The organism is Dyadobacter sp. CY261 (genome assembly GCF_021440085.1).
Classification (GTDB): Bacteria; Bacteroidota; Bacteroidia; order Cytophagales; family Spirosomataceae; genus Dyadobacter.
Genome location: NZ_JAKCPW010000017.1, coordinates 12686 through 27209, shown reverse-complemented (window position 1 = coordinate 27209; position 14524 = coordinate 12686). Strand labels below are relative to the sequence as shown.

8 protein-coding genes and 2 pseudogenes are annotated in these 14524 nt (G+C 45.1%); 2 read left to right on the top strand and 8 right to left on the bottom strand.

Annotation, left to right across the window (positions count from 1 at the left end; translation table 11 throughout):
• Nucleotides 1–118 precede the first annotated feature (118 nt).
• The 6 genes from LZD49_RS30690 to LZD49_RS30665 all read right to left on the bottom strand — a co-directional run bounded on the left by LZD49_RS30690 (nt 119) and on the right by LZD49_RS30665 (nt 9239).
• Entirely contained in the window at nt 119–3187 is a 3069-nt protein-coding gene (locus tag LZD49_RS30690; protein WP_234671900.1) for a two-component regulator propeller domain-containing protein, read from the bottom strand.
• 263 nt (nt 3188–3450) lie between these two features.
• Nucleotides 3451–4068: a response regulator transcription factor gene (locus tag LZD49_RS30685; protein ID WP_234671899.1), complete on the bottom strand. Its 618-nt coding sequence runs from the start codon at nt 4066–4068 to the stop codon at nt 3451–3453.
• A gap of 62 nt (nt 4069–4130) precedes the next feature.
• Nucleotides 4131–4448, bottom strand: a complete 318-nt coding sequence (locus LZD49_RS30680) for a hypothetical protein (RefSeq protein ID WP_234671898.1) — start codon at nt 4446–4448, stop codon at nt 4131–4133.
• A 330-nt stretch (nt 4449–4778) separates the two neighbouring features.
• Complete coding sequence (locus LZD49_RS30675) at nt 4779–4991, bottom strand: hypothetical protein (RefSeq protein ID WP_234671896.1); 213 nt, start codon at nt 4989–4991, stop codon at nt 4779–4781.
• Nucleotides 4992–5159: 168 nt separating this feature from the next.
• Complete coding sequence (locus tag LZD49_RS30670) at nt 5160–8903, bottom strand: T9SS type A sorting domain-containing protein (protein WP_234671894.1); 3744 nt, start codon at nt 8901–8903, stop codon at nt 5160–5162.
• A 138-nt stretch (nt 8904–9041) separates the two neighbouring features.
• Complete coding sequence (locus tag LZD49_RS30665) at nt 9042–9239, bottom strand: hypothetical protein (protein WP_234671891.1); 198 nt, start codon at nt 9237–9239, stop codon at nt 9042–9044.
• A 103-nt stretch (nt 9240–9342) separates the two neighbouring features.
• Between LZD49_RS30665 and LZD49_RS30660 the strand changes: the two are divergent.
• Nucleotides 9343–10474: pseudogene (locus tag LZD49_RS30660) on the top strand (IS3 family transposase).
• Nucleotides 10475–10766: 292 nt separating this feature from the next.
• Here the strand turns inward: LZD49_RS30660 and LZD49_RS30655 are convergent.
• Complete coding sequence (locus LZD49_RS30655; protein WP_234671888.1) at nt 10767–11522, bottom strand: hypothetical protein; 756 nt, start codon at nt 11520–11522, stop codon at nt 10767–10769.
• A gap of 1532 nt (nt 11523–13054) precedes the next feature.
• On the opposite strand from LZD49_RS30655, the gene LZD49_RS30650 reads away from it, so the two are divergent.
• Entirely contained in the window at nt 13055–13924 is an 870-nt protein-coding gene (locus LZD49_RS30650) for a DUF4595 domain-containing protein (RefSeq protein ID WP_234671887.1), read from the top strand.
• 256 nt (nt 13925–14180) lie between these two features.
• Here the strand turns inward: LZD49_RS30650 and LZD49_RS36175 are convergent.
• Nucleotides 14181–14444, bottom strand: a pseudogene (locus LZD49_RS36175) (Crp/Fnr family transcriptional regulator); the annotation flags it as partial.
• Nucleotides 14445–14524 lie beyond the last annotated feature (80 nt).

Below are 14524 nucleotides of genomic sequence, written 5' to 3'. Positions count from 1 at the left end.
CGAAACAACTAATTTAAAGTCCGGGTTTGACCTCCTCCCGGGTATTCCGACGGTTGAAAGTCCTTAAATTCATTACAACCAACCGTCCGGCGGTAGTGTGTGACACCGATGTTAAAACTTACAGAGTGATATACTCAAAATCAATTTCAATAGCAGTCCCCTGCCCGGCAGAAGATTTGCTTCGCATCTCCCCTTTAAGCAGCATCACCCTGTTTTTAATATTGAGAAGCCCATTACCCGCCGGAGCGATGGACGTGTCAAAACCCACACCATTGTCCTTATATGATAAAAAAAGCCCTTCCCTCCCACATACAAAATTCAGCCAGACGCTGGATGCGCCAGAATGCTTCATAGCATTCTGCAAAAGCTCCTGCACGATCCTGAAAAGATTGATCTCCAATTGTTCTGGCAAATGCTCCGGGACATTGGTTGCATCAAAAATGACCTTCAGACCATTCCCAAGGTTCACCAGTCCTACCATATCATCCACCGCTTTCACCAGCCCCATTTCTCTCAGATTACGCGGGTGCATGTCGTGGATCAGCCGGCGTATTTCATCAACCGAACCAGCCAGCAATTTTTCCGAGCGTTCTTTTAATTCAGCCATTGGAATGTCGGCTTCCCCGAAGGACGACAAGTACATTTTCAGCAAAGAAAGATTAGCCCCTATCCCGTCGTGCAATTCACGCGAAAACCGCTGGCGCTCCGCCTCCTGGGCCATTAACGAAGCCCTGATTTCGGCCTCGCGCTGGCGTAGCTGCTGAGCGAAGCGGTAGCGGAACAAGCCGTAAATGCCCGCCGCGAACAGAAGTACCAACAATGTCCTGAACCACCAGGTCCCCCACCAGGGGGGGAGGATGGTAATTTTCACAGAAGCCCCTGTTTTATTCCATAGCCCGTCGTCATTGCTGCCAATGACTCTGAATGTAAATTCTCCCCATGGAAGGTTGGTATAGTTGGCTTCACGTTTGCTCCTGGCATGGATCCATTTTTCGTCAATCCCGGTCATCCGGTACTTGTATTGATTTTTTGTAGAATTTGAAAAGTTAAGAGCTACATACTCAAGGTTTATAAAGTTTTGATCGTAAGGCAGTGTAATCTCTTTTAGATTAGGAGGATATACGCTATCCATTACCATGATGCTGGTTATTTTGACAGGCGGGACAAAAGTGTTGCTTTTTAGATCTTTAGGATTAAAATAAGTGATACCATCAACACTACCGAAATACATGGTGCCGTCAGTATGTTTATAGGCGCAGTTGGTATTGAACTCATTACTATGCAAACCATCACTGACATCATAGGTTTTTACAACTCCACTTTTTGGAGAAAATCGTGCAAGGCCCCTGTTACTGCTTAGCCAAAGGTAGCCGCTATCGTCTTTTAAGATACCGTAAATGACATCATTAGGTAATTGGAAAGGGGGAGCAGTATTTTCTGAATAATTTTTTCTTACATGAGACTGTTTCAAATCAAGCTCAAAAAGTCCACAGTCTGTCCCTATCCAAAGAGTCGATCCATCTTCCAATACGCTGCGGATATTCTCACAGAGAAGGCCATTTTTTTTGTCAAAGGTAGCTACCCGCTTATCTTGGTGACCATAGTGGAGAAGTCCATGGCCGAGAGTTCCTATCCAGACGTTTCGTCGGGAGTCTTCATAAAGCAAACGAACGGTATAGTCTGATACAGCCTCCATTGAAGGTATATCCCTCCAGCCTTTCAGCTTATTGCCATTCAAATCAAATCTCTCAAGTCCGCGGTGTCCACCCACCCACACCTCCGGTATGCCTTTTAAGGCCTTGACAGCATACAAAAAATACTGCATCCTGTCATTCTCGATATTGTTTAAAGAAGTAACATCTCCCTTTTCCCGGCCAAAACGGTACAGACCTTTATCGGTGGTGGCGATCCACAGGTTTTTTGAGGTGTCCTCAGACATACTGTACGCTTCAAAACTTATTCCAGAAAAACTCTGCTCAAGGTTTTTGTTAAATCTACGGTCCTTCATTGAATATACCGTAAGATTGCTTTCCGTTCCAATGTATAGATTAGATTCTCTTTCATATATAGAATAAACCGAGCTACTTCTCAAATTATCGGTTTCCTGCCCAATATGTCCAAAAAAATGTTTTGCCGGATCGTACTTGTCAACACCCGTATTGCTTAATCCCGCCCAGATAATTCCTTGCCTATCCTGAAACAAACACATCACATGATCTTCTCCCAGTCTGTTGCTTTGTGTATCAGTGCCTGTTATATGAATAAAAGCTTTACTTACGTTGTCAAATATTGATACGCCCCCACCCTTGGTTCCCATCCATATCCGTCCGTCTCTGTCCTCCATAAAATCGCGGATCTCATTGCTGGTAATATTGGCACTGGTATTTCCTTTGACATAATGTGAGATTTCATCGTCTTGAAATGGTTGTTTAATCCTAAATACACCTTCCTGATAAGTCCCAATCCACAGATCACCTTGCGAGTCAATCAGAATCGATTGAAAAAGAGCGTTTTTCGGTAGATACCTTTTTAACCGCTTTTTGATATTCATCGGCTCCAAAATATCCTTTTTAGGATTATAATAATAAATCTCATCATAAGTTGATACCCACAACACTCCGTCCCGCGCAATGCAGGAACCGTATATTTTATTATTTCCTGACAAAAAAGAGTGAATTTTTTGGTTTTCAATATTTATCCGAAATAGACCATGTTCATCGGTCACAACCCATATATTCCCTTGTTTATCCTCAATCAATTCTTCTATAGAAACAGAATCAATCAGGTGATCCGTTTTTAGTACGATTCTGACCTTTTGAAAATTCTCCCTTTCGGCATCGTACAAACATAAACCGCCAACTGTACCAACCCAAAGACGCCCTTTGCTATCGGCTAGCAAAGCCTGTATCCAGCTATTGTTCAGTGTATGTTCTGTTCCTCGCCTTGCTCTGAACGTCTTGAAATTGTGACCATCGAACCGGTTTAATCCATCCTGTGTTCCAAACCACATGTAGCCATCGTAACTGGCAATGGCATACACAGTCCCCTGCGAGAGGCCCCTTTCCTGAGAAAAATGTTCAAAAGAGAATTGATTTTGGGAGTAAACTGCCGTTGTACCCGCCGAATGCTGGCCACAGATGCGAAGTGTGTTTAATAGGAAGACAACAAGCAGACAGGAGCGAAACATAGCTTTAGAAGATATTTAAATGTTGAGCCGTTTCCCTTTTTAGAGAGCTGCGTTCTCTTAAATATGGGTGTCGAAATTGTGGCCAGTTTACCACGGAACCAGCAGGACGGCCCGTTACCCCTCGAAGCGATGGACGTGTCAAAATCAACGCCATTATCCTTATATGATAAAAAAAGCCTCTCTCGCTCGCAAACGAAATTTAACTGAAACTTGGATGCCCCCGAATGCTTCACAGCATTCTGCAAAAGCTCTTGCACCACGTATCATGTGATTCTGTGTTTTTTTGCATGATGGGCCAGCTCCACACTGGTGTGGACATTCAGTTTCCGGTAGATGTTTTTTCGGTGCGTTTCGACGGTGCGCACGCTCACAAAAAGCTTTTCGGCGATAGCCCCGCTGGTACTCCCTTTGCAGATCAAAGCGATGATTTCTTTCTCCCGTTGCGTCAATCTGCTGTCAGAGGTTTTCCCGGCTTGTTTGGACAATAGTTCTAAATAAGATTTTGGCCAGTGGGAATCCCCTTTTCGGATTTTTTCGATACCCTTAAAAATTTCATCTCTTCCATCGCTTTTAATGCAATATCCCTTAACGCCAACCTCAAACATACGTCCCATGGATTCTGCATCGTCAAGCATAGAAAGTATAAGTATCCTGACGTGAGGGTGGTATTTTTTTACCATACTGGCCACCTCAAAACCTTGCATATCGGGCAGATCGATATCCAGAAGCATGATATCAACCGGGTTCCCGGACAAAAACGGGATGACTTCCGAACCTGAATGTAAAACCCCGACCACTTTCAGATCCGTTGAATGTTCGATCAGAAAGCGGATGCCGTCTGTGAAAATGCGGTGATCGTCAACGATGAGCAGCTTATTCATTGAGGAATAGTATTTCGCTAAAAATAGAGTTTATTAACTGATCAACGGTACCGTTCAATAAGTTACAGCATGAAAATGCCAGCTATGGCGACCAGTATGGCCAGCAAGGAAATGACCAGCCATACCAACTCCAATTTTTGTTTTCTTGTCCGCATATTGGTATTCCGGGTCAGGGATTTCTTACTCAACCACCAGTTTTCGATACCCGTTTTCTCGTTTTCAAACAAAAGCCTGAGGACATACAATCCGGGGGAAGCGTTACTTAGATCCACCTCAGTAGTTTCGGCATTTAACTTCTGCGTATCTAAATTGATCTGCCCATTTACAGATGACAGTTTGTACCAAGTAACCTCACTCGTAATGATTACATCTATAACCATCCGGCCATTTCAAATTGAGCTTGAATAATAGCAATCTTTACCCGAGAAAAAACGGGCTTTAAATATTTCCCTGTCCAGCTCTTCAAGTGATTTCATCGTACCTGACTTTTAACATAATCCACAAAATAAAATAGTCATGATACATATATTGAGAATTAAATGGGTAACCCTGCTAATTTTTAATAAGGTTTCTTGAAGACGTGGATGATTTGCGTTCACCGCTCTTTGATACTGTGACCTTTGAAATATTCACCTTTCCGCTGGGTATATTCTCCCCCTTAGCATTCAATTCCTTTTTGATATTGAATATTTCTATCGGAATGTTTGGTTTTACCTCGCCAGTCTCGCCTTATCTTTAATAAGCCAGTCAAACGATGGGAATTTATCCCAGCCCAAATTAATGCCAAGATGTTTATCCTTATAAGCAAGATAACCTCCACCTTCTATATAGATGGCTACTGGCTGATTATAGAAGACGGTATCTTGCGCCACTACCATATTGGCGATCAAACATAGAACCGAAATTATTGATAAATTTTTCAATTCTTTTTTAGTTATCCTTTTGAAAGTTCAAATTTAATGTTCAGAACACCTGAGCCTTTAAAGCGTCGATCCTTAATTCTTATATGTCTCGCGTTAATTAAACGGCCAGATGGAAATAATAACCTTTGATCAAACAGCTGCCCCTTGCAGTTATGTAATACAGGACGGTTATCGTACAATCACCACTCGCTTAGTTTCCATAGCGCTATCCTCTTTAATTAGTTGGAGCAGGTAAATCCCGGATGGTAAGTCAGGCAATGTTATTTTCCCGGTGGCTGCTTCAAACCCTGTTTTCTCCACAACTATGCGCCCTGTTAGGTTAATAATGTTGTAGCCGGTAACCCGTTCGACTCCGGTTAAGTTGATTTCCCTGGTTGCCGGGTTCGGAAATACCCTAATTTCAGCCAGGCCATCCATCGGCATGGCTACAATCCGGGAATAGGCAAATGTGGCGTCTAGGTCTATCATTTTGAGACGGTAATAAATAGTTGTTAGCTGTCCGCCATTGGCTGTCAGATTTGCGATTGAAGAAAGCGGATCATCATAGGAATAGCTGGCGAATACTTTGCTTTCGCCTTGGGCTTTTACTTCGCCAATTCCGGTCCATTGTTTTGCGTCGCTGCTGCGCTGTATTTCGAAATAATCGCTGTTGATCTCTTCGGTGGTTTGCCAGTTCAGGGTCACGGAGTTTTCCTGTTTTTGGGCTGAGAAATGAGTGAGGGTTACCGGGAGTGGTTCTGCATTTTCGGCGGTAATGAAGAAGCCGGAGAAGCCGGTAACATTAAATGTGATTTCCCAGGCAGACAGTGCTGTATTCCAGGTAATGTCCGGATCAGCGGGATCGATTGGCGAGCTTTGAGCTCCGGTATAACTTCCAGGAGCGCTTGGTGTTGTGGTGGGCGTACCATGCCATTGCCAGATACGCAGGTTGGTCTTGTAGTCTTCAACATCTGTCGAATTTGCCGGGAGTTTCACTGTGCTGGCGGCATTGAAAGCGGTGAATTCTGCCTGGCTGACGTAGAGGGTTACGGTCGCTGTTGAGGCAGACGGATCGGCCACACCAGGTTCCAGATCGAAATGTCGCTGAAGATAAGGTTGCCCGGAGTAATTTAGTACGCTGCCGTCAATGGCTACTTTGGCGATGAAAGGATTGGTACCGCTTAAACCCTGACCATTGATTGAGGCAATCATACCGCAGTCAGTACTTGTGAGATTGTAATCCGTATCATCTGGGATAAATGCACTCTTGGTGTCATTGTTGTTTGCAAGTATTGTGACAGGGGTAAATTCTATTGTAACCTCATCCTGTGATTCTGTGCAGGGCGCATTGCTGATCGTCCATTTCAAAAGGTAGTTTGTGCCGACAGTTCCTGTGAATGTCGAAGCCGGGTTGGATATGTCTGCAAAACTGCCGCCGTTACCCGAAACAACGCTCCACTGGCCGGTTCCGACAGTCGGCACGTTGGCTGAAAGGGTTATGGTCGTTAATCCGCACGTCGCCTCGCCATTTTGGTCCGTTCCTGCATTGGCTACCGTTGGCGGCGGAGTAACCGTCACTGCCGCCGACCCACTATTGGAGGCGCTCACACATCCGTCCTGATCAGTAGCAGATACAAGTGTGTATGTAGTAGTGGAAATAGGCGACACCGGAATACTGCCTCCGGAGACATAATTGTTGACAGTCACATCATTTGTACCATCGTTATAAACTACTGTATAAGGCGCTATTCCATCGGCAATGGCAATGCTAAGGTTTGTCGTGCTCCCGCTACATATCGTTGCACTACCGGCAATGACGGCAGAAGAAATAGCAACGGACTGACTTTCATAGACCCCTAAATCGGGCTCGGCCCCTTCGCTGTTATTACCGTTTACCCTTGCATTCCCTAACATATCCAGGGAAGGTGCATCGGTGGCATCTCCATAGTCAACCGCCGGGGAGCAGGCTGTAAGTCGTAAGCCGTCATCAGCAGTGCCCAGGATATTGTCGGCCCCGTCCGGATCGGCCACATCTTTGAAAAGCGGATCGGTGTCCAGGACATTCGTGCCCGAGGGGAACCCTCCCTGAACAAGGCTGTTGGCCAAATCGTAATTTCCGTTTAATACAGGTGTTGTTTGAGCCCAGAGGATGTTGTTACGAAGTTTCAGGGCTGCATTTAAATTATGGATGGCGCTGCCAGCCACTGCTGCCGTATTTCCATAAAAAGTACAATTGGTAATCGTCTGGCCATCAAATACATAAGACCAGATGGCGCCACCACTTGAAGCAGATTGGTTTTGCAGAAAAAGATTATTTGTAAGCGCAATATTCTCGTAGTTCGCATAAATAGCTCCTCCTGACCCATAATCAGCAGATGTAGAAGCGTTGCCTTTGAATACGCTATTCGAAATAGTGTAAGTCCCTAAGCCACCAGCAGCTAAATGTAAAGCCCCGGCTTTATCAGCAGAATTTGAAATAAATCGGCACTGATCTATTGTGACCGAGAAGATCTCCGGATTTAAGACAGGTGTTCCCATAAAAGATATGCCACCTCCTGCATTACCAGGTTGCGATGTTCCAACTGTATTTCCTTCAAAGGAGGTATTCACAATATTTACAACCGACTGAGGAACGCCAGAATATCCGCCGAAAAACGATATTGCCCCGCCTCCCGGATAACCGCCAGTTCCGGTGGTACTGGAAGTATTGGTTGCAAACGAACTGTTGTCAATGGTTAAATCTCCACCCCACTGCCAGATAGCTCCTCCTGAACGACTTCCAGTGTTGGAAGTAAATGAAGTGTTATTAATAGATAAGGAACCGAAGCCATTGTAGATGGCCCCTCCATTGACGGAGTTATTTGATGTAAAGGAGCTGTTGGTAATAGAAAATAGACCGCCATCCTGCTTAATGGCACCTCCAATCCCATTTCCGTTGGTTGAGTTGTTTGAAAAGGCACACTCATCTACTTCTACAATATTGCCGGTCGAACCATATCCATATATTGCCCCGCCCTGTTCAACCGCAGAATTACTGGAAAAAGTACTCTTTTGTAGTTTTATATTCGCGAAACGACTTACATAACCTGCACCGCCATATTGGATTGCCTGATTATTTGAAAAGGTGCATTCAGTCAATATAAAATCAATTGCCTCGGTTCCATAAAAACCGCCACCCAATTGCGCAACATTACTATTGATAATGCATTTATTAATATGTACCGGATGTCCGGCAAATGTGCCATCATTAGGATAACCATAGGAGAAATAGATGCCACCACCATATTCTTGTACCTCGTTTGCTGTTATTGTGTTATTGCTGATCAGAATTTTGTCGCTTCGGTTTGAGGTCATATTTATCCCCGCGCCTTGCGTGTTATATATGGGAGTGCCGCTGGGAAGGCTTATGTTTGTACCACCGAAAGCATATCCGTTTCTGATGGTAAAGCCATCCAACACCAGATCTTCCGCACCAATGGCCTGGTCGGCTATGAGCGTTACGTGATAACTGTTATCCGTTTTATCGCCAGCTACCCCAACATCCCCATCCAGAATGGTTTCATTTGCGGCGATGTCACGGGCTGAGAAATCAGCATTATAGCCGCCTTCCACGAAGAGCGCCTTGCCCAGCCCGTCGCCTCGGTAAACTTGGAAAGAAGCTTGACGGCCGGTGCCGAACAACTCAGGTAATGCTTCTGCCTCGGTTGGGAAATAGGTTCCGGCTGCTACTTTAATGGTTACAGAAGGGTCCGCGGATGCTTTTGCCTCGGAAAGCGCTTTGTTGAGATTTCGGAAAGGCAGCGCGGCAGATTGACCAGTGTTCCCATCATTCCCTGAGGTACTTACATAATAGGTGACCTGCGCAAAAGTAAAACTGGTGATGAAAAGGGCGAGCAGGGTCATGCCTGTCCGAAGGTGGTAGTAGTGTTTCATCTTTAAATATGGTTTATGGACAAAAAACGGATAACGGGATGTAACAAATTTGATCATTTTGTAACCCTCAGATCAATACCATGATCCAGGTATATTGGCACGTAGAACTACGTGGTTTTTACCAGACAAATTTGAAATCTATTTTTTGAGCTGAAAATCAGGGTGGGCGCATTGCCACATCCGGAAAGACAATTGGTCTGCGAAGTTGGCGAAGGTCACATTTTTGTCTTCTGTGAAGTGCCCCAGCCGTGCAACATTATTGCCATCCATTTTCAAACCTTTTTTATGGATAATGGACAATGGGATCATGATCCCGTCGTGGCTATCAAAGTCCATCCTTGCAGGAATGCAGCCGGGCTGACCTCCCCCCGGCAAACGAGACAGCTGAAAACTAGAGATTTTCGGTGGCAAAAACAGGTCAAAATTGTAATTTGTCACTATGAAAAAGTCAAAATTCACGGAAGCGCAGATCGCTTTTGCGCTTAGACAATCGGAGACCGGCACACGTGTCGAGGAGATATGCCGTCAATTGGGAGTTTCCCAGGCCACTTTTTTCAACTGGAAAAAGAAGTACGGCGGCATGGGCGTAGCAGAGCTCCGGAAACTACGGCAATTGGAAGAAGAAAACGCCCAGTTGAAGAAGCTTGTCGCAGATCTGAGCCTAGACAAGCAAATGCTTCAGGATGTTATTAAAAAAAAGCTGTGAGGCCGCCTTACAAAAAGGAAATGGCCAATTGGCTTATCTCGAACTATCGTGTCTCAATTCAACGGGCGTGCCGGTGCGTAAGGTTGGTCAGGGCGATGTATTATTATAAATCCCATCGGCGCGATGACACCTTGTTGACAATGCGCATGAAAGAGATCGCGAACACCAGGGTCAGATACGGATTCCGTCGGATTTTCGTGCTGTTGAAAAGAGAAGGATTTAACGACAATCACAAACGAGTTTATCGTGTCTATAAGGCCTGTGGGCTGAATTTGCGAACGATGAGGCCAAGGCGAAGCCGTAGCGCCGAGCACCGACTGGAACGGTTGGACACTCAAGGAATAAACAAGGTGTGGAGCGGACGCCGCGCGGTATGGATTTTGTTCAGGACGCGCTCTTCAATGGCGAACGATTCAGGGTCTTAACTGTAGTGGATAATTGCAGTAAAATTTGCCACGGTTTGCTGCCTGGAAAATCCTTGAAAGGCGTTGATGTTGCAGCTGAACTGACCAGGATTTGCCTGATTGAAGGCTGTCGTCCAGAACGAATACAATGTGATAACGGTAGTGAATTTATATCAAAAGAAATGGACTTATGGGCATATTCAAACGGTGTAACTCTCGACTTTTCGAGGCCTGGAAAACCGACCGACAACCCATATGTTGAATCATTTAACGGGAAGTTCCGGGATGAATGCCTTTCCGTCAATTGGTTCTTATCTCTCGACGATGCCAGAGAAAAAATCGAGGACTTTCGATGGGAATACAACCACTTCAGGCCGCACAGCGCACTGAATGATTTAACCCCGAAGGAATTTGTTAATTTACATCAAGAAACACCGGAAACTCTACTTTCAACCGTCTGAAAACTTGGGAGGGGCTCAGGGCATATTGAGAGTTAAATGTTAATCTGTCTAACGTTTTGGGTGCAGTTCAAGCTGTCCTTATGAAAGCGTTTGTAGAAACGTCCATTACTTTGATATATGAAACCTTAGGCTATCGGGTCAAATAGCAACTGCTCTGCTCCGTCTGTACCGGCCACGGTAGTATAATTTGCCCACCTTTTCGCCGGGCATGGGCTTACGATAAAAGATTTTACCCGCTTCGTATTTGCAGTCGTTTATGCGGGGGACGCGCAGACCGGGTCTCGCAGATTAACTACTTTTTCAAAGATTCGATTTTCTTCTTCCCGTTCTCGTTTTCAGGATTTAACGTTACGGATTTTTCGTAATTGGCAATAGCAAGTTTTGTTTCACCAGCCATTTCATATGCCTCACCAAGGCTGTCGTAGGCGTTCCAGGATTCCGGGTTCTGCTTTACGGTCAATGCGAAAATGTCTATTGCTTCTTTTATCCGCTTTTCTTTCAGCAATTCGTACCCCATTGCGTTTAGTGTATACTCGCGATTTTGTGCACTGCTTTCGAATGATTCTCCCGCTATCCTGATCCGATTGGCAATCTTCCAGCTTTGATTATCAAAGATTAGCACGGAATGGGTGTGAATCAGGGGAGGGTTAAACTCGGCGCCGTTTTGAATCCACTTTTGTCGTTCGTCGGCTTCCACATATGCAAAATTTCCGGAAAGCCTGATGTGGACGTTTTCGTAGGTGGCCTTCACAAAACCAGGGTACATTTTCTGGCTGTCTTTCATGATCGCTGCCACCACGTTTGGCCATCCTATCTGTGTTTGGTATTCGAAACGGTCAATGATCGATCTGCTTGTAAGGCTGTCGTGAATAAAACAAGATTTCCATTTCTCAATATCACCTTTGAAAAATGCCTCGGATGCTGCTGTCAGGACTTCGATGATTGCGGCGTCGTGTTTCTCCTGAGCAAGTAGCTTGCCCGAGCACAGAAGCACTAAACATAGTAACCAAAAAAATTTTTGTATTTGATAGGAAGGTTTCGTTTGCATAATCTAAGACAGGTTTTGGGTACACATTCTTATCTATTTTTAACTCTGGATAGCTGGCATTACTGAAAAATCGACATCGCTTTTGCTGTCTGTTTACCCGCTTCGTATTTGCGGCCGTTTATGCAGGGCGGTTGAAACCTATCCATTTCCTTCTATTTGGCAACTAGTCCGTCCCCGCCGTTCAGGTTGCTTAAAACGGAATTTGTAAGATGGCCTGCTGGCTGAACCATGATACCACTGATGTATCCTTGAAATTTTCCAGCCAGCGGTAAGGGTCTTTGTAGGTCGTCCCGAAATAGGTACTGCTGTCAGCTGTTTTTATGGGTATACTTTGAATTTGTTCAATGGATATTGACAGTGGTAATAGCAAGATGAAATTGCTCGGCACATCACTGACTTACAAATTAGCCACAAACGCTACACTAGGTGATGGAGATCGCTTCCGAAGCGATACAAAATTGATTCTTTGCCTGCCTCCAAACAATACCGCGATCTTGGTATATTGATAGGTAAATTTACCTTATCTGGGAACCAACGTCTTCGATACCCTGATTGGTTAAGAAAACGCACACTACTTTTAAAAGAGCACCACTATCAAGTCTGTCTCTACCCAGCATCATGAATCAGGTGGTGCCAAAACAAACCACGGCCATCCCTTGAAAGCAGTTCAAATCGGGCTACCTAGAAAGGGAGACACGCAGGCAAAGAGTTGACAGTGAATCTCATAAACATTTCGTAAATCTAAAGGACGAATATATACTGAAAACGTATCAAAACAGGCAAAACAATTTAGTTACCTTTTCGGTTACTTGTTCTGAGGGGATATAAATAGTTGACAATCAAGCGCTTTCGATATTTATATTGTTTCTAGCGGGATCACAGAAGACACACGAAAGTGTGCTTTTTTTTGTTTACAATGCATTGATAATCAGCACATTTTGCAAAAAGGCAGGTCAATAGTATCAAATAAGCCAAAATCTGCTGATGGAAGTAACTGGACCAGCCCACTGATCAGGGAGCTGCGGGTGAAACCGTAAGGCTGATGCTCTTTGATCTGTCTGGTCGAACCATTTCAGACAAAACATTCCCAACCGGATTCGCCGCACTGCACGAATCGCTCTGAATGTATCACAAACAACCCGGCATTTCCAGACTTAGCCACACAGCCGGCCACTACCCCTCGGGAACAAAGCGATCCTCATCTGCAAACACTCAGAATGGGGCAGGTAATTATCAATAATCTTGGAAAAGTATTGGAATATTAGGCTCTTAGGCATCATTTCCGGCTATTGTATACCTTTTGTACACTAAAAATTTCTCATCGGAAACCTTTTGTATACCTCCAAAAATTGCGGGCGGTTTTAATCCAGCCTACGTTTGTATCGTCTTCCGGGAGACATTCAAACTGGACTTCGGAATATTCATTATTCAAAACCATTGTAGTAACACAGTAAAGCAGGGGACGCCGAAAACCTGAAATTGAGTAGGCAAAAACGAACAAAAAAATATTTTTTTTTAAATCCAACAAAGCCATGTTAAACAAAACACATTTTTTCAAAAGTACCCTTTTTATTACCCTTGCAATTGGCTCCTTTGCCTGCCAGAATGACAATCCGGTGGATCCCATGCCGACTGACGCAGCCTCGGCAGCCACAGCACGGATCGGAAGTGATGTTGACTCACCTAACTTTCCCCAGGTGCACAAGCTCACTAAACATGGTCAGGCAACCCTGACTTATAACAACGATGGCCGACTCATGAACGTGACCACCCCCGTACGTGGCAGTCTGGCTATCCAGACCGATTACACCTACAGCCCCGGTAAGATCAGAGCGTTTACGCATCAGGGAAAGGTCAAACTCCGGGATGAAACCTTTATGCTGGATGCCAGCGGGCGCTGCAAGGAATCAGCAGAAGTGATTACCGTTGTCAACAACAATGTTCCCTTAACTTACCTAAGGGAGTGGAAGTTTACCTACAATGAGAAAGGCCAGTTATTGAATTTCCAAAATAAAAACAGCTGCGTCGGTGGATTCGGGTATGGTTACAATGCTGACGGCGATGTGACCTCGGTGAGTGAATTTACAGGAATAGGAAGCAGTGATAATACAAAAATTGGCTACACTCCGGCAGGAGGCGACCCGATCATGAACGATAAATATCCTTTGAACGTGCTAGGGGTGAACGAACACGACGCTTACCTGCGGATTTTCGGTAAGCCGGGTAAGCACCTGGTCACGCTCGTTACCAAGCAGGGTTCACTCGACGGAGATTATTACAGTTACGTTCTGGACGCGGATGGCTACGTGACCCAACGAAAACAGTACAAACTGATTGGTAGCAGCCTGGTCGATACCAAGTCGTACGCCTACGTGACAGCCAACATCGGGATGCCGTTCTGAGCTGCCCACCCCAGAAACCCGCGGGCCAGTAGCCCCTAATAACGGGAAAGGCAATCCCGACAGAAAGCCCATCGATGTCCATTCCGGAGGGCTTTCTGATTTTAACCGGCCGGGTCAATCGCCTGCTGGTGACCTTGCCGATCCATCTTTCTTCCGCCGAACAAAAAGCAAACAATTTCATCCTCTCATCCAAAAGCAAATAGTTATGAGTAACCAAAAGTCGGCCTAAACGTTCTACGGTATGGTGTTCCTTCAAAACCGATTCAAGCTTATGGTATTGGAGGCTGTAAAGTTCTGAATCCTCCAACAACTCAATGTTATACATCGAAGGCTTCCCGGAAAACAAGCTATCTATTGCACTCGCAATTGCCGTTTCCGCGGCAAACCATGCTGTAACATCGTTGCCGTTCTTATAGTAGAACACCCGTGCAAGCCCTGAGGCTAAAAAGTGAAATTCTCTGCAGACGTCCCCGTTAGCAAGCAACAAGGTACCGCGGGGTAAGCGCTGGTGGACAGTGATCCATTCGGTTTACCCATTACACTTCGTAATATTGGGTAACCGAATTTCCGAAAACAGCTTGTGAGATGTGGTTTAAGGGC